23 protein-coding genes and 1 rRNA gene are annotated in these 23,696 nt (G+C 61.9%); 8 read left to right on the top strand and 16 right to left on the bottom strand.

Features of this window, described 5'->3' with window-relative positions:
* Positions 1-6: 6 nt before the first annotated feature.
* Positions 7-834: a mechanosensitive ion channel family protein gene (locus BM357_RS05665; RefSeq protein ID WP_074950529.1), complete on the bottom strand. Its 828-nt coding sequence runs from the start codon at positions 832-834 to the stop codon at positions 7-9.
* A 152-nt stretch (positions 835-986) separates the two neighbouring features.
* Positions 987-1,574 carry a hypothetical protein gene (locus BM357_RS05660; RefSeq protein WP_074950525.1) on the bottom strand — a complete coding sequence of 196 codons (588 nt, stop codon included), beginning with the start codon at positions 1,572-1,574 and terminating at the stop codon, positions 987-989.
* An 88-nt stretch (positions 1,575-1,662) separates the two neighbouring features.
* On the opposite strand from BM357_RS05660, the gene yyaC reads away from it, so the two are divergent.
* Positions 1,663-2,274, top strand: a complete 612-nt coding sequence (yyaC, locus tag BM357_RS05655) for a spore protease YyaC (RefSeq protein ID WP_074950522.1) — start codon at positions 1,663-1,665, stop codon at positions 2,272-2,274.
* On the opposite strand, the gene BM357_RS05650 is transcribed toward yyaC, so the two are convergent.
* From BM357_RS05650 to rpmH, 14 genes are all read right to left on the bottom strand, one after another.
* The gene (locus tag BM357_RS05650; protein ID WP_074950520.1) at positions 2,268-3,167 is read right to left on the bottom strand and encodes a diacylglycerol/lipid kinase family protein; all 900 of its coding nucleotides are present in this window, start codon (positions 3,165-3,167) and stop codon (positions 2,268-2,270) included. The genes yyaC and BM357_RS05650 overlap by 7 nt on opposite strands.
* 3 nt (positions 3,168-3,170) lie before the next feature.
* The gene (locus BM357_RS05645) at positions 3,171-3,683 is read right to left on the bottom strand and encodes a DUF4446 family protein (RefSeq protein ID WP_074950518.1); all 513 of its coding nucleotides are present in this window, start codon (positions 3,681-3,683) and stop codon (positions 3,171-3,173) included.
* Between the two features lie 137 nt (positions 3,684-3,820).
* Positions 3,821-4,546, bottom strand: coding sequence for a DUF554 domain-containing protein (locus BM357_RS05640; protein WP_245783873.1), 726 nt, complete (start codon positions 4,544-4,546; stop codon positions 3,821-3,823).
* Positions 4,547-4,563: 17 nt separating this feature from the next.
* Positions 4,564-5,442, bottom strand: coding sequence for a ParB/RepB/Spo0J family partition protein (locus BM357_RS05635; RefSeq protein ID WP_074950514.1), 879 nt, complete (start codon positions 5,440-5,442; stop codon positions 4,564-4,566).
* The gene (locus tag BM357_RS05630) at positions 5,435-6,202 is read right to left on the bottom strand and encodes a ParA family protein (protein WP_425426519.1); all 768 of its coding nucleotides are present in this window, start codon (positions 6,200-6,202) and stop codon (positions 5,435-5,437) included. The genes BM357_RS05635 and BM357_RS05630 overlap by 8 nt, the downstream gene beginning before the upstream one ends.
* A 208-nt stretch (positions 6,203-6,410) precedes the next feature.
* Positions 6,411-7,241 carry a nucleoid occlusion protein gene (gene noc, locus BM357_RS05625; RefSeq protein WP_074950510.1) on the bottom strand — a complete coding sequence of 277 codons (831 nt, stop codon included), beginning with the start codon at positions 7,239-7,241 and terminating at the stop codon, positions 6,411-6,413.
* A 228-nt stretch (positions 7,242-7,469) separates the two neighbouring features.
* The gene (gene rsmG / locus BM357_RS05620; RefSeq protein ID WP_074950508.1) at positions 7,470-8,174 is read right to left on the bottom strand and encodes a 16S rRNA (guanine(527)-N(7))-methyltransferase RsmG; all 705 of its coding nucleotides are present in this window, start codon (positions 8,172-8,174) and stop codon (positions 7,470-7,472) included.
* On the bottom strand, positions 8,167-10,050 hold the full coding sequence (gene mnmG, locus BM357_RS05615; RefSeq protein ID WP_074950506.1) for a tRNA uridine-5-carboxymethylaminomethyl(34) synthesis enzyme MnmG: 1,884 nt from the start codon (positions 10,048-10,050) through the stop codon (positions 8,167-8,169). Before mnmG ends, rsmG begins: the two co-directional genes overlap by 8 nt.
* Positions 10,051-10,072: 22 nt before the next feature.
* Positions 10,073-11,455, bottom strand: coding sequence for a tRNA uridine-5-carboxymethylaminomethyl(34) synthesis GTPase MnmE (gene mnmE, locus BM357_RS05610; protein WP_074950504.1), 1,383 nt, complete (start codon positions 11,453-11,455; stop codon positions 10,073-10,075).
* A 135-nt stretch (positions 11,456-11,590) separates the two neighbouring features.
* Positions 11,591-12,271, bottom strand: a complete 681-nt coding sequence (gene jag / locus BM357_RS05605; protein ID WP_074950502.1) for an RNA-binding cell elongation regulator Jag/EloR — start codon at positions 12,269-12,271, stop codon at positions 11,591-11,593.
* A 34-nt stretch (positions 12,272-12,305) separates the two neighbouring features.
* Positions 12,306-13,064, bottom strand: coding sequence for a YidC/Oxa1 family membrane protein insertase (locus BM357_RS05600; protein WP_245783857.1), 759 nt, complete (start codon positions 13,062-13,064; stop codon positions 12,306-12,308).
* A 13-nt stretch (positions 13,065-13,077) separates the two neighbouring features.
* Positions 13,078-13,287, bottom strand: coding sequence for a membrane protein insertion efficiency factor YidD (gene yidD / locus BM357_RS05595; RefSeq protein WP_425426521.1), 210 nt, complete (start codon positions 13,285-13,287; stop codon positions 13,078-13,080).
* 48 nt (positions 13,288-13,335) lie between these two features.
* A complete protein-coding gene (rnpA, locus tag BM357_RS05590; protein ID WP_074950763.1) occupies positions 13,336-13,674 on the bottom strand; it encodes a ribonuclease P protein component in 339 nt (112 codons plus the stop codon).
* A gap of 90 nt (positions 13,675-13,764) precedes the next feature.
* Complete coding sequence (gene rpmH / locus BM357_RS05585; protein WP_029422165.1) at positions 13,765-13,899, bottom strand: 50S ribosomal protein L34; 135 nt, start codon at positions 13,897-13,899, stop codon at positions 13,765-13,767.
* 433 nt (positions 13,900-14,332) lie between these two features.
* Between rpmH and dnaA the strand changes: the two genes are divergently transcribed.
* The 7 genes from dnaA to BM357_RS05550 all read left to right on the top strand — a co-directional run.
* Positions 14,333-15,724 carry a chromosomal replication initiator protein DnaA gene (gene dnaA / locus BM357_RS05580; protein ID WP_074950498.1) on the top strand — a complete coding sequence of 464 codons (1,392 nt, stop codon included), beginning with the start codon at positions 14,333-14,335 and terminating at the stop codon, positions 15,722-15,724.
* A 298-nt stretch (positions 15,725-16,022) separates the two neighbouring features.
* A complete protein-coding gene (gene dnaN / locus BM357_RS05575) occupies positions 16,023-17,150 on the top strand; it encodes a DNA polymerase III subunit beta (RefSeq protein WP_074950496.1) in 1,128 nt (375 codons plus the stop codon).
* A gap of 22 nt (positions 17,151-17,172) precedes the next feature.
* The gene (gene recF, locus BM357_RS05570) at positions 17,173-18,288 is read left to right on the top strand and encodes a DNA replication/repair protein RecF (RefSeq protein ID WP_074950494.1); all 1,116 of its coding nucleotides are present in this window, start codon (positions 17,173-17,175) and stop codon (positions 18,286-18,288) included.
* 8 nt (positions 18,289-18,296) lie between these two features.
* Complete coding sequence (gene remB / locus BM357_RS05565) at positions 18,297-18,539, top strand: extracellular matrix regulator RemB (RefSeq protein ID WP_074950492.1); 243 nt, start codon at positions 18,297-18,299, stop codon at positions 18,537-18,539.
* Positions 18,540-18,601: 62 nt separating this feature from the next.
* Positions 18,602-20,506: a DNA topoisomerase (ATP-hydrolyzing) subunit B gene (gyrB, locus tag BM357_RS05560; protein WP_139234586.1), complete on the top strand. Its 1,905-nt coding sequence runs from the start codon at positions 18,602-18,604 to the stop codon at positions 20,504-20,506.
* 19 nt (positions 20,507-20,525) lie between these two features.
* Positions 20,526-22,979 carry a DNA gyrase subunit A gene (gene gyrA / locus BM357_RS05555; RefSeq protein WP_074950488.1) on the top strand — a complete coding sequence of 818 codons (2,454 nt, stop codon included), beginning with the start codon at positions 20,526-20,528 and terminating at the stop codon, positions 22,977-22,979.
* A gap of 534 nt (positions 22,980-23,513) precedes the next feature.
* Positions 23,514-23,696: ribosomal RNA gene (locus BM357_RS05550) — 16S ribosomal RNA — on the top strand; the annotation flags it as partial.

Raw genomic sequence — 23,696 nt, 5'->3', positions numbered from 1 at the left:
GTGCACCTAGATCTCGCGCTGCGACGAGGCCAGGGGGATGCCGGCGCGATCAAACGCTTCCTTGATGCGCAGCCGACACAGCCGTTCCACCCCAAATTGGTTCATCGGACGGCATTCGGCGGTCGCGCGCAACGTCACCTCGGTCTGCGTGATGGCCTGTACACCGAGCACCTGGACCGGGCCGACCACGTCCTCGCTCTCGGAGGCCACGTCCCGCATGACCGACTCCATCACAGCCATCGCCTGCTGAAGGTCGGCGTCGCTGCGCACGCCGACATCGACGACGGCGAGGGAATTGTTTCTGGAATAATTGGTAACCTGTTGAATCTTGCCGTTCGGGATGATTTCGATCTCGCCGGTCCAGGCGCGGATCCGGGTGACCCGCAACCCGATGCTGTCCACGGTCCCCGTGAAGTTGTTGATCTTCACATAGTCGCCGACCCCGTACTGGTCCTCGAAGAGGATGAAGAGACCGGTCAACACGTCCTTGATCAGGCTCTGCGCACCGAGACCTACGACCAGACCGGCCAACCCCGCGCCGGCGAGCAACGTCTGCACGTGAAAGTTGCACAATTCGAGAAAGATGAGAAAGTAGATGAAATACAGCGTGTACCGGACGACGTTGTCCAGCAGCGAGGTCAAAGTGCCTCGTCTGCGTTCGTCCATCTTGACAGCCGGTGAATTCAGCAGTCGATGCACCGTCCGCACGCCGATCCGGATGGCGATGCGGGTGAGGATGAAAAACCCCACGATGCCGATGATCCGGCCGGCCACCGTCCGCGCCGCTCCAGACAGGAACAGGTCCCTGGCGGCGGATTCCAACGTGTGAATCATGATCCCCACCTTGTGGCCAGAATGCGCCGACTCCTATGATAGCACAGGCGCATCCCGGACGCCGCACCGCAGGTATGCCGGAGGCGCGGCGCCAGGAGACCGTGGCCCCGGGGGACGATTCGATCACGTGTATCTTCGGAGACCCGGAAAGCTCAGGACAGCCCCCGCCAATCGGCCATCGCTGCGAGAAGACGCACCGCCCACGATTGCTGCATCTCCACCCCCACCCAGTGAAACGCGTCCAACCACGCGAGGTTAGCCAAGGTAACCGCGAGCAGACCCGCGACGTAGACGCCACACAACGCCGCGCAACCGGTGGACGCCAGGCGCTCCCGCCATCGGGCAGCAGCCGCGCGCCGGTCCCACAGCGCATCGGACAACCGGGCGCTGACGACAAACAGGGTGAAGACCGCGCAGGTGACGCAGGCCGTGAACACCACCTGCACCACGTGCCCGGCGATCCATTGCGTGTGCGTCAGAGTGGCGCTGGCCGGTTCCGGAGGGAGCCATGACGCGAGGGCCATCACGCTGTCAACGGGGTTCCGGATGTGCCGCTCCACCCACAGCATGGCCGGACTGGCCGGGGAGAGCCAGTGGGTCATGACCCAGCCGGAGGTCTGCATGCCCGCGTAACCGCCCGCCAACACACCACCGGTGTAGGCGAGCACCTCGTATATCCCGCGCCCCGCCAACAGCAACGTGCACCAAGCGGCCACCGCCAACAGGGCGACGTCGACCATCGTCCTCCCCCTTCCTGCCGAGACGTCCAGGTATAGTCCAAGGTACGCCTACGTATACTAGGAATATTCCGGTTTAGGAGGATTTCCTGTGCGCGATGACGCGTCTCGACACAACGCATGGACGAGGTCGTTCCCGGGCTTCCGAATCCCCTTTGATGACGAACTGGCCGTTCCACGCTTGAGCGCGGCGTTGGACCAGATGTTTGAGCGCGCCGATGGCCGCGAGATTGTGGTGGTGTGCGTGGGGACGGATCGGTCCACCGGAGACGCCTTCGGTCCCATCATCGGTACAAAGCTCCTGCACGCCACCGATGTGACGGTATACGGAACCCTTGACGAGCCCGTTCACGCCGTCAATCTGGGCGCCACCTTGGAGCGGGTGCAAAAGAAGCACGGCCGGCGGCCGTTCGTGCTGGCCGTCGACGCGTGCCTTGGCAGATTTGATCACGTCGGTCAGATCATCCTCGAAGAAGGCCCCCTTCGCCCCGGGGCGGGAGTCAAGAAATCGCTGCCGGAGTTCGGCGACTTCACGTTGACCGGCGTCGTCAATGTCTGCGGGTTCATGGAATACTTCGTCCTCCAGAACACCCGCCTCGGTGTGGTGATGCGGATGACGGACACCGTCGTCGAGGCACTCCGCAACAGCCTGTACCGGCTGCGCACCCGACAGCGGATCATCGAGTCGGTGCAGGGTCATTGAGTTTCGCGGGGCAGGCAGACGCGCAACAGGTCCGACCGGCATTCCATCTCGACCGGCCCTCGCCCGGACACCTGCTCCCCGTCGAATTGCCCCCGATACGTGTCTGCGTCAAAATCGAGCACGATGCGCTTTGCCCGGCCCATGAACACCCCGGGCAGTCGGACATGCGTCCCTTTGTAGATGGTCGGAAAGACCCGCAGCAAGCCGGGTTTGCTGAAGCCGTGCGCGACGCACACGTCGAACATCCCGTCGAACCGGCTCGCCTCCGGCGCAATCTTCATCCCGCCCGCCAATCGCGGACCGAGGGCGACCACGAGGATGGTGACCCCTTCGAAGTGCATCTGATCCCCGTCCAACTGCACCCGTACGTTGTAAGGCCGATGGCGAAAGAGTACGACGGGGAAAGCGACCGCGTACCCGAAGGTGCCGCGTTGTTTGACCCAGGGATGCCCTTCGACGAAGTGAACAATGTCGGCGTCGATCCCGAATCCTCCTGCGTTGATGAACATCCGCTCCCCGACCTGAGCCACGTCCACCGGCCTGAGCGCGCCGGAAAGCAAGACGTCAAGCGCACGGGACGGGTCTTCCGGAATGCCGAGCGCCGCGGCAAAGTCGTTGCCCGTGCCGGCCGGAATCACCCCGAGAGACAGCCCTTCCCGGACAGCGATGGCAGCGGCGTAATGCACGGAGCCGTCGCCACCCACGGCGACCAGCACGGTATCTTTGGACAGTTGGTCGAAGGGAAACGGCTGCCCCGCCTGCGAAGAGGTGTATATCAATTCTGGATGAAGTTTCGCATGTTCTTCGAGCCTCGCCCGCACGCGCTCCCAGGCCTTGGCCGCGCGGCCTCGGCCGGCAATTCGGTTTACCAAGAAATGAAAATGAGTCGGCATCCGTCACACCCGCATCGGAGATTTTCGCTCTGGATCCGGCTGAAGCCCCGTGATCACCAGTCGCTCTTCATCCGTGAGCGGGTAGGCGGATTCGCCAGCCTTCACCGGTTTTGCGTATGTACGCGACTCTTCGCGGCCGTAGATGGACGAGATCACGACGCCGTCCGCGTGATCGTCGAGCAGCGCAATGGAAAAGCTCAAATCGCTGCCCGTGTCGGCAAAGGCGTTGTACCGGATCACGCGGGCCGTGGAGATCTTGCGCTCCAACTGAGCCCGGAGCGCTTCGATCTCGGCACGGGCCGATTCCAGCGCCTGCTCGAGTTCCGACACGCGGTCCAGCGTCCGTGCGTACACCTCTTCCAGGTCGGCCGTGGCGTGAATGCTCTTCCACTTGCGAAACCGTCGGTTCAAACGCGTCACTGTCCAGCACGCGACACAAGAGAGGATGAAGGCAATCAGGGCAAGAAGGCATGCGGCCAAGGATCCCCATTCCAAGACGGTCCAGGTGTCCGGCATGTTCGCTCTCCCTTTCTGGCCGGAACCCGCTGTCGCAGATCCCGGATTTTCTCACATCATGTTGCCCACAGCATCCGAACACGTTGCAGAGGACGGCGGGTATCACATTTTGGTATCCGCGGTCGGAACGACCTCCCTCATCCAAGTTGCCACCAGGCATGCAGGGCGTGATTTATGTGAGGCGCCAGTCCTTTGAGCACCGCGGCGACGAGCATCGCCGGAAGCAGATTACCGACCGCAATCTTCTTCACCCCCAGGAGGGTGAGGCCGATGCCGACAATCAACAACCCGCCTGTGGCAGTCAGGCAGGCGATGACCGCCTGGTTCGCCAACGCCGCCCCGATGACATGTGCGGCCAAGGCGATGGCGCCTTCATAGATCAAGACCACCGGGGCCGACAGATAGACGCCGGGGCCGAAGGTGGATGCGAAAAGGATGGCCGTGAACCCGTCCAGCATCGACTTGACGTAGAGCGTGTTGTTCTGCCCCTGTACCCCGCTCTGAATCGCGCCCACGATGCTCATGGAGCCAACGCAAAACACCAGGCTCGCCGTGACGAACGCCTGTGCCACGCGCCCGGTGCTTCCGGTTTTGAATCGCGATTCGATCCGCTGGCCAACGCGGTCCAACCACGATTCAATGCCCAACCATTCGCCCAGCGCTCCACCGATGGCCATGCTGACGACAACGATCAGTAGGTCTGCGGTGTCCGCCAACGCCATGCTCAATCCGATGAGGACCACCGCCAGGCTGAGTCCTTGCAGAATGGCCGTCTTTGTGCCGTCCCGGATGCCCGGAATGCACCTGCCGAGGGTCGTCCCAATCACGATGGCCACCGCGTTGACGATGGCGCCCAACAACACCAATCGTCCCCACCGTCCTACTCGACTCGCGCTGAGAACAAGCCAAGAATGCGCTCCAAGTCCTCCTGGGAGAAGTATTCGATCTCAATCTTTCCGCGCTTTTTCCCGTGGCGAATGTGGACCGGCGTCCCGAGAAACGCTCTGAATTGGTCTTCGTAGTGCCGGATGAACACGTCCGCCGGGTTCGGTGAGCTGGTCTTTGTCCCCCGAGTTGTCTGTTTTGTTTCACGTGAAACATTTTTCTTCTGCGGATAGATCAAAGACTCCAGTTCCCGAACGCTGAGCCCCTCCTCCGTGACCTTGCGCACCAGCTCCGCCAACCGTCCCGTGTCCTCCACCGCCAGCAGGGCTCTCGCATGTCCCATGGTCAACTTCCCCTTGGACACCATCTGGCGAACCTCATCCGGCAGCTGCAACAGACGCAACATGTTCGCCACATGGCTCCGGCTCTGCCCCACCCGCCGTGCCAACTCCTCCTGCGTCATCCCCGCTCGCTCCATCAAGCTCTGATACGCCTCGGCGATCTCGATGGGATTCAGGTCCTCCCGCTGCAGATTTTCGATGACCGCAATCTCCATCAATTCGACGTCAGACAGGTCCCGAACCACCACCGGTACGGTCGTGAGCCCGACCATCTGCGCCGCCCGGAAACGCCGCTCTCCCGCCACGATATCGTAGCCCCGAACGGCGCTGCGCCGCACAATCAACGGTTGAATGATGCCATGTTCACGGACCGACTGCGCCAGTTCTTCCAGCTTCTCTTCGTTGAAGTCCCGGCGCGGCTGATACGGGTTCGGCCTCAGATCGCGGATATCCACCGAGGACACGGTGTCGTTCTCGGTCACATTGAGCGGGATCAACGCCTCCAACCCTTTTCCGAGTCCTCTCTTACTCAATTCTCAACACTTCCTTGGCGAGATCCATATAAGTCTCGGCGCCCTTCGACTTCGCATCGTAGACCACAATCGGCAGGCCATGGCTCGGCGCTTCGCTCAACCGGACGTTGCGCGGGATGATGGTGCGATACACCTTATCCCGAAAATACTTCTTCACATCCTCAATCACCTGCAAACCCAGGTTCGTACGCGCATCCAGCATGGTCAGCAGCACCCCCTCCACTTCCAGAGAGGTATTCAGGTGCTTTTGAACGAGGCGCACGGTGTTCAGCAGTTGGCTCAACCCTTCCAGGGCATAATACTCGCACTGAATGGGGATCAACACCGAGTCCGCGGCCGTCAGCGCGTTGACCGTCAACAATCCCAGAGACGGCGGGCAGTCGATGATGATGTAGTCGTACCGGCTCCGCAGCGGTTGCAAAGCCCGGCGCAGCCGGACCTCCCGTGAAATCGTGGGCACCAACTCAATCTCAGCCCCGGCGAGCTGGATGGTCGCTGGCAAGACCCACAGGTTGTCCACCGCTGTCGGCAGAATCGCCTCCTCCACCGGGACGTCATTGATGATCACGTCATAGACACAGTAGCGCACATCCGCCTTATTGATTCCGATCCCAGACGTGGTGTTGCCCTGTGGATCGATGTCTATCAGCAGCACCCGCTTGCCGAGACAGGCCATGCAAGCGCCCAGGTTCACCGTCGTCGTTGTCTTCCCTACGCCGCCCTTCTGGTTGGCCACCGCTATCACTCGACCACTGGACACCAGCGCGACCTCCTTACAGACATCCAAATGCATAAAGCAATTCCCATTGTACTGCAAAACGATTCCGCGGGGGACGCATTCTCGCACGCGTTGATCCCGATGGAACAATCCGGATCACGCCGAAGGCGCCACCCGGCCCGTCCCCGCTCACGGGGTTGCGCCGGGTAGCTTGAGCGGCTTCGGAAGAGGAGATGACGAGGAAAGAGATTCAAGAGGACTTCTTGGGAACGCGGATCACGAACTCGTAGAATTGCTCGCCGTCCTTTTCCTCGCACGTGACCGTCAGACCGGATTTTTCAATCATCTGCAAGGATTGCCGGATGGTGTTCACCGCGAGGCGAACGTCCCGAGACAGCCCTTTCCGCCTCGGTTTCCGCTTCGGTTCCGTCTGCAGGGACTCGAGGACCGCCTTCACGCGTTCCTCCATCTGCTTGACGTTCCATCCCCGCTGCATGCACTCATGCAACAGCTTCACCTGCAGTTCTTCCGAAGGCAGAGCCAACAGGGCGCGGGCGTGCCGTTCCGTGATGCTTCGTTTCAACAGGGCATCCTGCACTTCCTGAGGCAGATTCAGCAAGCGCAGCTTGTTGGCGATGGTGGACTGGCCCTTACCCAACCGCTGTGCCAAGCTCTCCTGCGTCAGTCCGTGCAGTTCCAAGAGCTGCTGGTAGGCGACCGCTTCTTCAATCGGCGTGAGCCCTTCGCGCTGCAGATTCTCAATCAGCGCCGCCGAGGCCGTCTGCGCATCGTTGAGCTGGCGGACAATCGCCGGAATCGTCCTCCACCCCAACGACTTCACCGCTCGCAGGCGGCGTTCTCCGGCAATCAGTTCGTACTTTCCCTGATGCCGGCGCACCACGATGGGCTGGATCACCCCGTGCGTCTGGATGGTCCTCGCCAACTCGGCGATGCCCTCCTCATCGAAGACGGTCCGCGGCTGATACGGATTGGACACGATCTCGTCGACCGCGATGTCCATCACCGCCGTATCCTCTGCCTGTTCGCGCACACCAAGCAATCGACCCCATGTCTCTCTCATACCCGGTGTCCCCTCATTCTGTTTCAGTCTCCCGACCATCCGTATTCCTCATGTTGACTCAGAGTACGACTCTTGCGGGCCGATTCCTGCCGCTTCGACAAAAGTTCCCTCTCTTCGCCAACCTCCGACGGCATCTTCCCCCTCGGCCACCCTCCGAAGGCATGAGGACAATATTACCTAACATCCCATCGACCAGGAAAACCTTCTGCTCGCCTGCCGAGCCCTGGTTCAAGCCAACGGGTGCCGCTGCGGAGTGCCCGCCTTACGCGGGTAGCGCGCAGGAACCTGGCTGCGCTGTTCCACCACCACCAAGCTTCTGCGCCCGGCACCGCCCGGCAATTCCAGATCCATCACCGCCCGGACAGCACCGCCCATGAGATGCGCCGCCCGCTCACCGGAAGCCAGCTCATCCACCACGCCGGGTCCCTTCCAAGCGATGGTCACCCCGCCCGGCCGGATGAACGGCATCGTCAATTCGAGCAGCACGGCGAGGTGCGCCACCGCACGGGAGACGGACGCGTCGAACCGTCCCCTCAGGCCTTCCTGCCGCGCCAAGTCCTCCGCCCGCCCGTGCACCACCTCGACGTTTCGCAGGCCCAACCGCTGCGTGACCTCCTGCAAGAAACGCACGCGTTTCTGCAGCGCGTCCAGGAGCACGAACTTGAGATCGGGAAAGCAGATGGCCAGCGGCAGGCCCGGGAATCCCGCACCCGTGCCGACATCCACCACCCTCGCCCCCCTGGGCAGGGACCGCCACTCGTCCAACCCCGCCACCGTCACGCTGTCCACGAAATGCTTCACGAACACCTCGTCCCGGTCCGTGATCGCGGTGAGATTCACGCGTTCGTTCCATGCCACCAGCGTCTCATAATACACCGAAAACGGCCCGGCATGTGCTGCGACCAACGCCTCCGCCTCGCGCACGTCAAGCATTGGCCACCTTGCCCTTCCGCTGTTCGAGATACACCAGGAGAATCGAGATGTCCGCAGGCGTCACCCCCGGGATCCGCGCCGCCTGGCCGACCGTCTGCGGCCGGATCTTCGACAGTTTTTCCCGCGCCTCGGACGACAGGGCGTGAATGTCGGCGTAGACCACGTCGGCCGGGATCCGGCGCTCCTCCAGTTTCCGCATCCGCTCGATCTCCTGCTGCTGCTTCTCGATGTACCCGGCGTATTTCACCTGGATCTCCACCTGTTCCGCAACCTCCGCGGGCACCGCCTCCTCGGCTGGACGCATCCGGTTCACATCCGCGTAAGAGACTTCCGGCCGGCGGAGCAACTGTTCCAACGGCACCGCCTCCTCCACCGGCCTTGACCCGATGGCCTCCAACACCGGATTCGCCTCCTCGGGATGCACCCGCGTGCGGCGCAGCCGCTGGATCTCCACCTCGATGCCGGCGCGCTTGCGCATCATCGCATCGTAATACCGTTCCGGCAACAGCCCAATCCGGTAGCCCGTCTCCATCAGGCGCAGATCCGCGTTGTCGTGCCGCAACAGCAGACGGTACTCTGCCCGCGACGTCAGCAGCCGGTAGGGTTCGTTGGTTCCCTTGGTCACGAGATCGTCAATCATCACGCCGATGTACGCATCCGATCGCGCCAACACCACCGGCTCCTCGCCCTGCACCTTGCGCGCCGCGTTGATGCCCGCGATGATGCCCTGCCCGGCCGCCTCCTCGTAGCCAGACGTTCCGTTGATCTGCCCGGCGGTAAAGAGCCCTTCCACCGATTTGCTCTCCAGGCTCGGCCACAACTGCGTGGGCACAATGGCGTCGTACTCGATGGCGTACCCCGGGCGCAGCATCTCCACGTTCTCCAGGCCAGGGATGGTGTGCAACAGCCGGACCTGCACATCCTCCGGGAGACTCGTGGACAACCCCTGCACATACCATTCCGACGTGTTGCGTCCCTCCGGCTCCAGGAACACCTGGTGGCTGGGGCGATCCCGGAAGCGCACGACCTTGTCCTCAATCGACGGGCAGTACCGGGGGCCCGTCCCCTGAATCTGGCCCGAGTACATCGGCGCCCGATCCAGATTCTCCAGGATCAATTCATGGGAGTGTTCATTCGTATAGGTCAGCCAACACGGCACCTGTTCGCGCGGCGGGATGTCGGGATCGTACGAGAAGTGCTGCGGCTCCGGATCGCCCGGCTGCGCAATCAGTTTGTCGAAATTGATGGTGTTCCGGTTGACGCGCGGCGGTGTACCGGTCTTGAACCGGACGAGATCGAACCCCAGATCCGACAGGCTCTCGGTCAACTTCACGGCCGGCATCTGACCGTTGGGCCCGCTCTCGTAGGACACTTCACCGATGAAGATGCGCCCGCGCAGATAGGTCCCTGTCGTCAGGACGATGGCCTTGGCATGATACTCGGCGCCCGACTTGGTCACCACGCCCTTCACGCGTCCGTTTTGCGTCAGGATCTCCTCCACCATGCCCTGCTTCAACGACAGGTTGGGTTGACTCTCGAGCGTCCATTTCATCGTCAACCCGTACAACGCTTTGTCCGCCTGGGCGCGCAGGGCCTGGACCGCCGGACCCTTGCCGGTGTTGAGCATGCGCATCTGAATATACGTCCGGTCGATGTTTCGAGCCATCTCCCCACCCAGGGCGGCGATCTCCCGCACGACGATCCCTTTGGCAGGCCCCCCGATGGAAGGGTTGCACGGCATGTACGCGATGGTGTCCAGGTTGATGGTCAGCAGCAGCGTCCGGCAGCCCATCCGCGCGGCCGCCAGCGCCGCCTCGCATCCAGCGTGCCCCGCCCCAATGACAATGACGTCGTACGATCCGGCAAAAAACCGCATCCCGTCCCCCCCTTTTTAGGCCTCACTTGCCGAGGCAGAACTGAGAAAAAATCGCATCGAGGAGATCCTCCCCGGCTTCCTCCCCGATGACCAAGCCGAGCGACCCGTACGCCGCCTGCAACTGTACCGCCACCACATCCAGCGTGGCGCCGACGGACGCCGCGTGCACCGCTTCCTCCAGGTCCCGGCGGGCACGGCGGAGCAGATCCGCCTGCCTCGCGTTCGTCATGTAAGCCGCCTCGGCTGTCCGCACCTCGCCCCCCAGGACCGCGCGTTCCATCTCCTCCTCCAGTCCACCGAGGCCGCTCGCCGACTTCGCAGACACGTGCACCACCGGGTCCCCGTCCGTCCACGCCCGGATCTCGGCGTCCTCCCACGCCGACGGCAGGTCGGACTTGTTCACGACGACCACCCGCGGCCGGCCGCGCGTCTCCGCCAGCAGCCGGATATCTTCTTCCGTCAGCGCCTCGCTGCCGTTCAGCACCAGCAGCACCAACTCCGACTGGACGACCATTTCCCGGGAACGTTCCACGCCGATGCGCTCGACCACGTCCTCCGTCTCGCGAATGCCCGCCGTGTCCACCAACCGGAACGGAATCCCGCGCAGGTTGACATACTCTTCAATGACGTCGCGGGTCGTTCCCGGGATGTCGGTGACGATGGCCCGCTCCCTGCGCAGGAGGGCGTTCAACAAAGACGATTTCCCGACGTTCGGCCGGCCGGCGATGGTGGTGACGACGCCCTCGCGCAGGATCTGGCCGACCCTCGCGTCCTCCAGCAGACGGTCGATCTCCGCCACCAACGATTGGCCCACCGCCACCACCCGTTCAGCCGCCACGGCCTCCACGTCGTGCTCCGGGTAGTCGAGCGTGACCTCCACATGGGCCTGCAATTCCAGGAGGCGCCGACGCAATCCGCGCACCACCTCGCTGAAGCGGCCCTGCATCTGCGCCCAAGCAGACCTGCGGGCCAAGTCCGTCTTCGCCCGAATGAGGTCCATCACCGCCTCCGCCTGGGACAGGTCCATGCGGCCGTTCAAAAAGGCGCGCTTCGTGAACTCCCCCGGCTCCGCCAACCGCGCCCCAGCTTGCAGAACGGCCTCCAGCACCGCCTCCACCACGCGTATGCCTCCGTGCACCTGCAACTCCGTGACATCCTCCGCCGTGTAACTGCGCGGCCCCGGCATCCAGAGCAGGATGCACTCGTCGATCGGCCGTTCCTCAAACGGATCAATCACCGTTCCATAAAACAACCCTCTGTGCTCCGGCAGGCGTGCGTGCCGCCCGGAAGGCAGGCGGAACACCCGGTCCACGACATCGCGCGCCTGTGCACCGCTGACGCGCACCACACCGATTCCCGCCTCGCCGAGCGCCGTCGAGATGGCCGCAATGGTGTCCGACTGCAAGTTGCTTCCCTCCTTCGCGCCCCGCACTCGTCCGGAGCGCCGCCAAGCGGGTAAAGCCCTTCACTCCATCCATGCCGGACAGAGGAAGGGCGATGCGAAGCATCCAGGCACGCCTTGTCGAGTTTGCCGCACGCGTCACCGGCTGTGGCGCCGCGTTCGTACCGACCTCGCCGGCTCGGAGGAGACGACCGGGATGATCACGACCTTCCGGTGCGGATCCGACCCCTCGCTCGTGGTGGTGACGTCCGTCCTGCCCTGGAGGTATGTGTGGATGATCTTCCTGTCCGAGGCCGGCATCGCCTCGAGCCAAACGGGGCGTTTGGTCCGGACAGCCCTCTCCGCGGCCCGCTCCGCCTTCTTCTCCAGGCTTTCCCGCCGCCTCCGCCGGTAATCGCCGCAATCCAGCGAGATTCGAATATACCCTTCCCGGCCTTGGTTCGCGATCACGTTGACCAAGTATTGCAGCGCATCGAGAGTGCTTCCCCGGCGTCCAATGACCAGCGCCGCATCCTCCTCGGCGCAATCGACGTACAGGGACAAACCGCCGTCCTCGGAGCGCCCCGTTCGGACATGGACCTCCGCGCGTATCCCCATCCGTCTCAATACGCCTTCCACAAACTCCTGGCAGATCTCCTCCACCGTCGGGATGACGGACACCTCAACCCGCGCATCCCGTCCGCCGAAAAACCCGAACCTGGGTTTCACCGGCTCTTGCAGAACGCGTACCTGCACACGTTCCTTTGGCACGCCCAAACGCACCAGAGCGGACCGGACCGCGTCTTCCACGGTGCGACCAGTCGCCACCACCGTCTTCACGTGACCATTTCCCCTCTTACCGGCGCCGCCGGGATCAACGCCCGCCCTGGGTGCTTGCGGCGTTGGCCGGCCGGACGCGGATAAAGTACGTCTGCACGGTTGTGAAGATATTGCTGTAGATCCAGTATAACGCGAGCCCGGAGGCGAACCGGCTGCCGATGAAGAAGATGAACACCGGCATGATGAACAGCATCATCTTCTGCTGCGGATCGCTGCTCGTCATCATCACCTTCGACGACAGATAGGTGGTGATGGCGGCGAGGAGCGGCAGAATGTAATAATGATCCGGCTGACCCAGGTGGAAGATGCCCAGGAAGGTGCTGCTGTTCAACGCGGGGTTTCCTTCAATGGCGCCGAACAGCGCATACAGAATGGGCAGCTGAATCAGCATCGGCAGACATCCCGCCATCGGGTTGACCCCGTACTTCTGATACAGCTTCATCATCTCTTCCTGCGCCTTTTGCGGGTCACCCTTGTATCGTTCACGCAGCTTCTGCATCTCCGGCTGAATCTGCTGCATCACCTTCGAGAACCGGATCTGGCGCACCATCAACGGGAGAATCAACAACCGCACGAGCACGGTCACAATCAACAACCCGACGCCGTAACTGCCGCCCGTATACTTGGAGAAAAAGTCAATGACGGCGGAAACCGCCTTCAGGATGTCGCCCCACGCGTTCTGCGGCCAGTCCCCGGGATGCGTCGGATACATCGCGCAGCCGGACAAGGACAGCATGGCGACGGCGCCGACCACCCACTGCCACGCGCGATTCCTGCGAGTTTTTGAAGCCAACAGACGATTCCTCCTATTTTTGCGTTGGCACAGGGTCAAAACCGCCAGGATGCCACGGTCCGCACTTCACCAGCCGCCGCAGGGCCAGCAGACCGCCTTTCCACGCGCCGAAACGCGTGATGGCCTCCAACGCATATTGTGAACAACTGGGAACAAATCGACACCGAGGCGGCGTCAAAGGGGAGATGGCCACTTGGTAGAACCGGATGAGCTTCAACATCATCCAACGCACCACGAATCCTCTTCCGCCCCCATTCTATCATCGTCCCCATCATACCATGATTTTGGCCCGTTTGAGCAATTTCATGAGGTCTGCGTGCAGATCGGCAAACGATGCCTCCGCTGCCGCCTGCCGGCACACCACGACCAGGTCGACCGGCTTTGGCGCCAGCTCCGCCCTGAGCATCAGGAAACAGGCTCTCAGGCGCCGCTTCACGCGGTTGCGCACCACCGCGTTTCCAACCTTCTTGCTCACCGAAATCCCGGCGCGGCAGTGCCCTTCCCGGTTTTCCAGCCAGTACAGGACGAGGCGGGCGGTCGCAGCCGACTTGCCCCGCTGGAAGACCCGCCGAAAGTCCCTGTTTTCCCTCAACCGGTACTCCCGCTGCACCATGCGCCACCCTTTCCGCCCCCCGGATCTGACACGATCACGATGGCACGATATGAAAAAAGGCCACATCGCGTGGCCCTCTATCCCCTGTTATGCGGACAATACCTTGCGTCCCTTGCGACGGCGAGCAGCCAGCACTTTGCGGCCGTTTTTCGTGCTCATGCGCTTGCGGAACCCGTGCACTTTCTTGCGCTTGCGCACGTTAGGTTGATAAGTCGGCTTCAAACAGGCCACCCCCTTTTTCACAAGAAAAACACTGGCGACCATTATACCCAACCCCGCGCCCCGCTGTCAATCAAACAAAATCCTTGCGCACGGCTGCCTGCACCGCCTGGCCTTCTCCTCGGCGCCCCACCCCGGGCACATGTCCCCAGCTCAGGGTTTCCACACCTCGCCCACAGGTTGTCCACATGTGTACAACCTGTGGAAGCCATCCCTTGCATACAGGGGATCCTGTGCATAACTCACGGCCCCGATTGCAGATGCGTTGCGAGATCTGATATGATTAGACACGCTACGACAAAGCGGTCTTGTGGATAACTGCGGACATCCACAATCTTATCCACAACCTGTGGATAAGATTGTGCACAACCTCAACACCCATCCACCTCCCCATCGTGGCCATCTTCACCACGCCGTTCAGGAGGCTTTTCTTTTCATGAGTCCTGTGAGCAGCGCGTTTGACGCGGTCTTCTTTCAAAACCTGTGGGACAAAGTCCTCGACATGCTCGGGGAACAGATGAGCGGCCCCTCCCTCCAAACCTGGTTCGGCGGCACGCAGATTGTCGACTACAACCCGGAGGAGAACGCCATCACCATTTTCGTGCCAACCACGTTCGCGCGGAATTGGATCTATAACAATTACAGGGATGTCATCCGTTCGTTTCTCACCACGCTGACCGACCAGGAATACACATTGAAATTCACCACCAGCCTCGATCCCACGCCGGATGCGGAGAAAGCGCCTTCAGAAGCTGGCGCGGAACCGGCTCCCGCTGCCGACGATACGGTCAAGGCCGAGGCCCTGCCGCTAAACCCGCGCTATACCTTCGAAACGTTCGTCATCGGTAACAGCAACCGGTTCGCCCATGCCGCATGCCTGGCCGTCGCCGAACGTCCGGCCGAAAGGTACAACCCGCTGTTCATCTACGGCGGCGTGGGCCTCGGCAAGACCCATTTGATGCACGCCATCGCCCACCACGTGATGCGCCGAAAGCCGGAACTGAAAGTCCTGTATCTCAGTTCCGAGCGGTTCACCAACGAATTCATCGCCGCCATCCTCGACAACAGCACGGGCGACTTTCGCAACCGCTACCGGAACATTGACGTCTTGCTCATCGACGACATCCAGTTCATCGCCGGCAAGGAGTCGACGCAGGAGGAATTCTTCCATACCTTTAATGCGCTGCACGAGGCACACAAACAGATTGTGATCTCGAGCGACCGGCCTCCGAAGGAGATCTCGACGCTGGAGGACCGGCTTCGTTCCCGGTTCGAGTGGGGCCTCATCACCGACATCCATCCGCCGGACTTGGAGACGCGGATCGCCATTCTGCAACGAAAGGCGAAAGCCGACGGGATTGACCTCCCGGAGGAGGTGGCATATTTCATCGCCACCCAGATTGACTCGAACATCCGTGAACTGGAGGGCGCCTTGGTCCGCCTCATCGCGTACTCGTCGCTCGTCAACCAGGACATCACGCTCGAACTGGCGGAACAAGCGCTTCAGGAGATGATCGCCCACCACAAGCCGCGTACCGTCACGGTCGAGCAGATCCAAAAGGTGATCAGCGATCACTTCGGCCTCAAACCGGACGACCTGAAGGCCAAAAAGCGGACCAAGAATGTCGCCTTCCCGCGCCAAATCGCCATGTATCTGGCACGTGAACTCACGGATCTCTCCCTGCCGAAGATCGGCGAATCGTTCGGCGGCCGCGACCACACCACCGTCCTGCACGCGTGCGAGAAAGTCAGCCAAGAACTCGCGCGCGACCCGCAGTTGAAGTCCACGGTGGAACGGCTGGCGGAAGCCATTCGAACGCTGTTCTGAAGACCTGCCAACGGACACAGCCAACCGGGTTGTCAACAGCCCGGTGGAGAAGCGGCGCCGGACGGCACGGCTTGTCCACAGGTTATCCACATGTGGATAACCTTTCATTTGCAAGGATCTGAGCCACATATCCACAAGTTCCACAGGACCTATTGCTGTTTTTACTTCTTGAAGAGGATATGATCAGATCCTGATCCTTATGCCTCGGCGCCGCGATTTCACCGCGCGCCGGCCGGATTTGTGCGGCACCTCTCTCGCCAGACACTAGAGCCTATGCAGAAGGGAGCTCACCCATGCCATGAAATTCACCATTGCCCAACCGGCGCTGCTCAACGTCCTGCAAACCGCCTCCAAAGCGGTCGCCGTCCGGACCACCAAACAGGTGCTCACCGGCATCCTCCTGCAGGCGGAAGCCGGCCGTCTCATTGCCACCGCGTACGATCTCGAACTCGGCATCCGCGTCGAAGTCCCGGCTGACGATGTCAACATGCTCTCCGTCCAAGAGCCCGGCGCCATCGTCCTGTCCGCCCGTTATCTCGCGGACGTCGTGCGAAAGCTGCCCAACCGCGAAGTCTCGGTCGGGGTGGGTTCCAACTACATGACCGAGATCCGCTGCGGCGAGGTGGAATTTCATCTGCATGGCATCGATGCCGCGGAATTCCCCCTGCTACCCGTGTTCCAGTCCAGCCAGTCGCTCCAGGTCACCAGCGAACACGTCCGCGAACTGGTGCGCGCCACCGCGTTCGCTTCGGCGACATCGGAGGTCCGGCCCATCCTGACCGGTGTGCACGTTGAACTTGGCACCGGCCGCCTGCAGTTCACGGCGACCGACGGGCTCCGCCTGGCCACCCGGTGGATTGGCTCTGCGGAAGCCGGGGAATCCGCATGGAACGTCATCATTCCCAGCAAGTCCCTTGTCGAGCTGGCGAAAATCCTGCCAGACGACGATGTGCCCGTCCAGCTGTACGTGTCGGACAGCCACAGCCTGTTCGTCGTCGGCACCACGCACTTTTACACGCGGCTCATCGAAGGCACATACCCGGACACCACCCGGATCATCCCGAGCACGCACCGCACGGAGGTGGCCATCGACGCCGACCTGATGGCCGATGCGGTCGATCGCGCGGCCCTCATCGCCCGCGACCGCGAAAACCACATGGTGCGTTTCGAGATCAGCGGAACCTCCATTCAGGTGTCGTCGAGCTCCTCGGAGATCGGCAACGTTTCCGAACGCATTCAAGCCAACCGCATGGAGGGGGATGACCTGTCGATCGCGTTCAACGCCCGGTACGTCCTCGAGGCGCTGCGCGCGCTGGCCGCCGACGAAGTGGTGCTGCAGTTCAATGGCCCCAACCAACCGTTCACCATCCGGGAATCCGGCGCCGAAAACGGTCTCCAGCTCATCTCGCCGATTCTCTGGAGGTAACCTTCCACCGGCGGAACCGACGATGCATATCGAATGGCTGGAACTGACGCAGTACCGGAACTACACACACCAGCGGATCGAATTCTCCTCCGGGGTGAATGTATTCATTGGCGAGAATGCCCAGGGAAAGACGAACGCCCTGGAGGCCGTGTATCTCCTGGCCATGGGCAGGGCGCACCGCACATCCCGCGACGCCGATTGCATCCAATGGGGAGCCGACGGCGCCCGCGTCAGCGCGCAGGTCGTTACCGCGGGCCGGCCGCGGACCCTCGCGGTCGAGCTGCACCGCGGCGCCAAGCGCGCCGAGGTCAACGGGGTTCTGCAGGCGAAGATGACCGATTTCGTCGGCCACTTTCAGGTGGTTCTGTTCGCGCCGGAAGACCTCCAACTGGTCAAAGGAGCGCCGGCGGCACGCCGGCGGTTTATCGACATGGAGATCGGCCAGACGCAGCCCAAGTACCTCTACCACCTGGCCCAGTACCAGCGCGCGCTTCAGCAGCGCAACGCGCTCCTGAAGCAGGACCGGGTGGACAACACCTACCTGGAGGTGCTCGAGGCGCAAATGGCCGACCACGGCGCCGAGGTGGTGGTGCGGCGCCACGGGTTTCTGACGCGCCTGCACACCATCGCGCAACGAATCCACGAGGAGATTTCCGACGGACGGGAGCGCTTCACATTCCAATACCGAAGCCCACTCGAAGGGTTGGGGGAGGCGGAACCCATCTCGGTCGCCGAGGTCCGTGAGGCCCTTCTTCAGGCCTTGGCGGTCCGCCGCGCGGCCGATCTCCAAACCGGCCACACGTCGGTGGGGCCGCACCGGGACGACCTCTTGTTCTTCATCGACGGACAACCGGTGCAGTCCTTCGCAAGCCAAGGCCAGCAACGGACCATCGCCCTGTCCCTCCGCTTGGCCGAGATGGACCTGATCCGGGACGAAGTCGGCGAGTACCCGGTGCTGTTGCTCGACGACGTGCTGTCGGAGCTGGACAATACGCGCCAACAGCGGCTGGTGTGGTCGATGAGTGAAAAAGTGCAGACCATCCTCACGACCACGGCGCTGTTTCCCATTCAAGGCAACCTCCGTCTGGCTGCGCGTTTGTTTCAAGTGCGTTCTGGTATAATACAGAAGGAGGGGTAGGTGTTTCTGTGTTTATACATCTTGGCGGAGACACCGCGGTGCGCGCGAAAGATATTGTCGGCATCTTTGACATTCGCGGAAAAGCCGACTCGGCCAACGAGGCCTTTCTGAGCCAGGCCGCCGAGGGCGGCCGGATTGTGACCGTGGAAGCGGGTCCGTACAAGTCCTTTGTGGTGACCGTGGACCAGATCTACTATTCCCCCATTTCTTCTGCCACCCTGAAACGACGGGCACGCCAGACCGGCGTGTGATCCGTCCGCGCACTGATTCGGCTTGACACCGTCTAGGACGACATACGCTGGAGGGAACGGTATTGCCAGAACCGCAGGTCTACGACGAAACACAAATTCAGGTGCTCGAGGGTCTGGAGGCGGTGCGCAAGCGGCCCGGCATGTACATCGGGTCGACAAGTTCGCGAGGATTGCACCACCTGGTCTGGGAGATCGTCGACAACGCCGTGGACGAGGCGCTGGCCGGGCGGTGTACCCGAATCGTGGTTCAGGTTCACCCGGACAACAGCGTCACCGTGATCGACAACGGCGCGGGTTTCCCCGTCGGGATTCATCCGAAGACCGGCCGTCCGGCCGTGGAGACCGCATTGACCGTGCTGCACGCTGGCGGAAAGTTTGGCGGCGGCGGGTACAAAGTCTCTGGTGGACTGCACGGGGTTGGGGCGTCCGTGGTCAATGCCCTGTCGGAGTGGATGAAAGTGGAGGTCCACCGGGACGGGAAGATCTACGTCCAGGAATACCAGCGCGGCGAGGTCATGTACGACCTGAAGGTCATCGGAGAGACGGACAAGACCGGCACCAAGGTCTCCTTCAAACCGGATCCGGAGATTTTCACAGAGACCACCACGTTTGACTCCGAAGTCTTGCAGAACCGGTTGCGCGAGCTGGCATTCCTGAACGCAGGCCTCGAAATCGTTCTGGAGGACGAACGGGAGGACAAGCGATACGTCTACCATTACACGGGCGGTGTCGCCGAATTCGTCAAGTTTCTCAACCGGACGAAGGACGTCCTCCATTCGGAGCCGGTGTTCGTGTCCGGTGTGAAGGACGAGGTGACCGTCGAGATCGCCCTGCAGTACAACGAAGGGTACTCGACGACCCTGTTCTCGTTCGCGAACAATATTCACACACACGAGGGCGGCGCGCACGAGGCCGGCTTCAAGACGGCGCTCACGCGCGTCATCAACGACTACGGGCGGAAGATGAACCTCATCAAGGAAAACGAGAGCAACCCCACGGGTGACGATGTGCGCGAAGGCCTCACGGCCATCGTCAGCGTGAAGGTGCCCGAACCGCAGTTTGAAGGCCAGACGAAGACCAAGCTGGGCAACAGTGAAGTTCGAGGTATTGTCGACGGGTTGTTCTCCGAACGGTTCCAGGCGTTTCTGGAAGAGAATCCGGCGGTCGCCAAGCGGATCGTCGACAAGTGCCTGACGGCCGCGCGCGCCCGCGAGGCAGCCCGAAAGGCACGCGAGCTGACGCGCCGCAAGAGCGCCCTGGAGGTCAGTTCACTGCCCGGGAAATTGGCGGACTGCGCGTCCAAGGACGCGTCGGTCTGCGAGCTGTACCTGGTGGAGGGCGACTCCGCGGGCGGATCTGCCAAACAGGGGCGTGATCGCAATTTCCAGGCTATCCTGCCGCTGCGCGGAAAGATCATCAACGTGGAGAAGGCGCGCCTCGACAAGATCCTGTCCAACAACGAGATCCGTGCCATCATCACCGCACTCGGCACCGGGATCGGCGACGACTTCGACATCACGAAGGCGCGCTATCACAAGATCGTGATCATGACAGACGCGGACGTCGACGGCAGCCACATTCGAATCCTGCTGCTGACCTTGTTCTACCGTTTCATGAAAGACCTGATTGATCACGGCTACGTGTACATCGCTCAACCGCCGCTGTACAAGGTGCAGAAGGGAAAGCAGGTCCGCTACGCGTATTCGGACGCAGACCTCGAACGGGTCCTCCAGGAGGTCGGCCGCAACGGCGTCAACATCCAGCGGTACAAGGGTCTCGGCGAGATGAACCCGGAACAGCTGTGGGAGACCACGATGGACCCGGAAAACCGGACGCTCCTGCAGGTGACGATGGAGGACGCGGTGGAGGCCGACATGATCTTCAACATCCTCATGGGCGACAAGGTGGAACCGAGGCGGGAGTTCATCGAGGAACACGCCCGCTTCGTACGCAACCTCGACATCTAGGGATGGGAGTTGAATCCGTTTGCCGGAGGATTTTGCGAGCAAGGTTTTGCCTATCGATCTCAGCCAGGAACTGAAAAACTCGTTTCTGGATTACGCGATGAGCGTGATCGTCAGCCGGGCCATCCCGGACGTCCGGGATGGCCTCAAACCGGTTCACCGGCGCATTTTGTACGCGATGTACGAGGTCGGCATGACGCCCGACAAGCCGTACAAAAAGTCTGCCCGCGTGGTCGGCGACGTGCTGGCGAAGTATCACCCGCACGGCGATGCGGCGGTGTACGACGCGCTGGTGCGCATGGCGCAGGATTTCTCGACGCGCTACGTGCTGGTCGACGGCCACGGCAACTTCGGCTCCATCGACGGCGACTCGGCGGCGGCCATGCGGTACACGGAAGCCCGGATGTCGCACATCGCGATGGAGTTGCTGCGGGACATCAACAAGGAGACGGTCGATTTCGGCCCCAACTACGACGGCAACGAGCAGGAACCGCTCGTCCTGCCCTCCCGGTTTCCGAATCTGCTCGTCAACGGGTCGTCCGGTATCGCCGTCGGGATGGCGACCAACATCCCGCCGCACAACCTGGGCGAGGTCATCGACGGCGTGGTGATGCTGATTGACCGGCCAGATGCGACGGTCGATGACCTGATGCGGGTCATCAAGGGGCCGGATTTTCCCACCGGGGGCATCATCCTCGGCCGGGACGGCATCAAGAGCGCGTACGAGACGGGCCGGGGCTCCATCGTGGTGCGCGCCAAGACGCAGTTCGAAGAGATGGGCGGCGGAAAGACGCGGATCGTCGTGACGGAGATCCCGTATCAGCAGAACAAAGCCCGGTTGATTGAGAAGATCGCCGAGTTGGCGCGGGAGAAAAAGATCGACGGGATCACGGACCTGCGCGACGAGTCGGACCGCAACGGGATGCGCATCGTGATTGAACTGCGCCGAGACGTCAAACCCCAGGTCGTGTTGAATAATCTGTTCAAGCATACCGGCCTGCAGAGTACGTTTGGCGTCATCACCCTCGCCCTGGTGGGCAACCAACCCAAGGTGCTGAGCCTCCGGGAGGTGCTGTCCCTCTATCTCGATCACCAGCGCGAGGTGGTCACCCGGCGCACGCAATACGACCTCAACAAGGCGGAGGCGCGTGCGCACATCCTCGAAGGTCTGCGCATCGCGCTCGAATTCCTGGACGAGGTCATCGCCCTGATCCGCGGATCGGCGGATACGGACACGGCGAGAGACGGACTTATGTCGCGCTTCCAGCTTTCCCACGAACAGGCACAGGCCATCCTCGACATGCGCCTGCAGCGGTTGACGGGGTTGGAGCGAGAGAAAATTGAGAGCGAGTATCGGGAACTGCTCAAGACCATTGCCGAACTCCGCGCCATCCTGGCCGACGAGAAGTTGCTGATGGGCGTGATCCGCAAGGAGATCCTCGAGATCAAGGAGAAATACGCGGATGATCGCCGTACGACCATCGTCAACGCGGAAGGGGACATCACGGAGGAGGATCTCATCCCCGTCCAGGACGTCGCCATCACCATCACGCACGCGGGCTATGCGAAGCGGGTGCCGGTGACGGCGTATCACAGCCAGCGTCGCGGCGGGCGCGGTATGACCATGATTGGGACGCGGGAAGAGGACTTCGTGGAGCACATGTACATCACGTCGTCCCACCATCACCTGTTGTTCTTTACGAACAAGGGGCGGATGTACAGCCTCAAGGCGTACGAGATCCCGGAGTACGGCAGGCAAGCCAAGGGGCTCCCGCTCATCAACCTGCTCAACATCGACGCGGATGAAAAGATCTCCGCGGTCATCCCGGTCCGCACGCTGACGCCGGACGACGCGGACCAGGTGTCGCTGTTCTTCGCGACGCGCAGCGGGATCGTCAAAAAGACACCGCTGGCGGAGTACGCCAACATCCGGAAGACGGGTTTGATTGCGATTCACCTCAAGGAAGAGGACGAGGTCATCGGGGTGCACCTGACGGATGGCAACCGCGAGGTCATCATGGCGACGAAGCAGGGGATGTCCATCCGCTTCCACGAGTCGGACGTCCGCCCGATGGGACGCGCGGCGACCGGTGTGAAAGGCATCCAGCTCGCGCCCGACGACGAGGTCATCGGCATCGATGTGGTGGAGCCGAACACCGAGGTGTTGGTGGTCACAAGCCGAGGCTATGGCAAGAAGACCCCCGTCACCGACTATCGCATCCAAACGCGCGGCGGCAAGGGCATCAAAACGGTCAATGTCACCGAGAAAAACGGACCCGTGGTCGGGCTGAAGATGGTGCGGGATGAGGACGACCTCATGATCATCACGAATGCCGGGGTGGCCATCCGCATCCACGTGGACAGCATCTCCACCCAGAGCCGCTACAGCCAGGGAGTGAAGTTGATCAACGTCCCCGAAGGGGAAGAGGTGGCGATGGTGGCTCGGGTGGTGCAAAATGAGGACGACGAGGGTTGAACAGCGAGGGTTCAATGGCGTCCCGGCCGGTGCCAGCCTGGCCGGCGCCATCTCGTCTGGTGTGTCGGGCGAATGACCGTTACGCGTACGGATATGTCAGCAAAAGGATGGTGCGGGGCATGAGTGGACTTGAGGAACTCCTGATTCGCCAGGGCGCGATGTTCCTTGGATTCATCGTACTGATTGGCGTGTCATACATGGTCTGCAATGCGCTGGTAAAAAAGGACTGAAGAAAGGTGGTACTTCGATTTTGCGTTTGTGCGTCCCGGCTCGTTCAGCATCCCGGGTGGAAACGACTGGGTGGGACGATGATCCTGATTTTACCCTGTTGATCTCACGGCCCAGGCGTGGTATATTACTCGACGTCGCTGCTGCGACGGCTTCGTCGCATCGGCCACAGCGCCGCTTCCCTTCGGGGTTGCGGTGTGGTAAGATGAATGGCGCCGCTTGACGGCAGAGAAAGCGACTGGTTCCTTGAAAACTGAACACGCCCTGAGAGCGAACGTACGAAGTGATTCGCAAGAGTCACAGGATAGGTTTGAGAGTTTGATCCTGGCTCAGGACGAACGCTGGCGGCGTGCCTAATACATGCAAGTCGAGCGGGTTCTGGGAGGCTTGCCTCCTGGAATCAGCGGCGGACGGGTGAGTAACACGTGGGCAATCTGCCTGTCAGACCGGAATAACGCCTGGAAACGGGTGCTAATGCCGGATAGAGCA

The sequence above is a fragment of the Paenalicyclobacillus macrosporangiidus genome, from assembly GCF_900116805.1.
GTDB lineage: Bacteria > Bacillota > Bacilli > Alicyclobacillales > Alicyclobacillaceae > Alicyclobacillus_H > Alicyclobacillus_H macrosporangiidus.
This window is presented reverse-complemented; position numbering and strand designations above follow the sequence as displayed.

Coding starts and splice junctions, on each gene's coding strand:
- BM357_RS05665 (WP_074950529.1), bottom strand. CDS start 834: ATGATTCACACGTTGGAATCCGCCGCCAGGGACCTGTTCCTGTCTGGA.
- BM357_RS05660 (WP_074950525.1), bottom strand. CDS start 1,574: ATGGTCGACGTCGCCCTGTTGGCGGTGGCCGCTTGGTGCACGTTGCTG.
- BM357_RS05650 (WP_074950520.1), bottom strand. CDS start 3,167: ATGCCGACTCATTTTCATTTCTTGGTAAACCGAATTGCCGGCCGAGGC.
- BM357_RS05645 (WP_074950518.1), bottom strand. CDS start 3,683: ATGCCGGACACCTGGACCGTCTTGGAATGGGGATCCTTGGCCGCATGC.
- noc (WP_074950510.1), bottom strand. CDS start 7,241: ATGAGAGAGACATGGGGTCGATTGCTTGGTGTGCGCGAACAGGCAGAG.
- rsmG (WP_074950508.1), bottom strand. CDS start 8,174: ATGCTTGACGTGCGCGAGGCGGAGGCGTTGGTCGCAGCACATGCCGGG.
- mnmG (WP_074950506.1), bottom strand. CDS start 10,050: ATGCGGTTTTTTGCCGGATCGTACGACGTCATTGTCATTGGGGCGGGG.
- yidD (WP_425426521.1), bottom strand. CDS start 13,287: ATGATGTTGAAGCTCATCCGGTTCTACCAAGTGGCCATCTCCCCTTTG.
- dnaA (WP_074950498.1), top strand. CDS start 14,333: ATGAGTCCTGTGAGCAGCGCGTTTGACGCGGTCTTCTTTCAAAACCTG.
- dnaN (WP_074950496.1), top strand. CDS start 16,023: ATGAAATTCACCATTGCCCAACCGGCGCTGCTCAACGTCCTGCAAACC.
- recF (WP_074950494.1), top strand. CDS start 17,173: ATGCATATCGAATGGCTGGAACTGACGCAGTACCGGAACTACACACAC.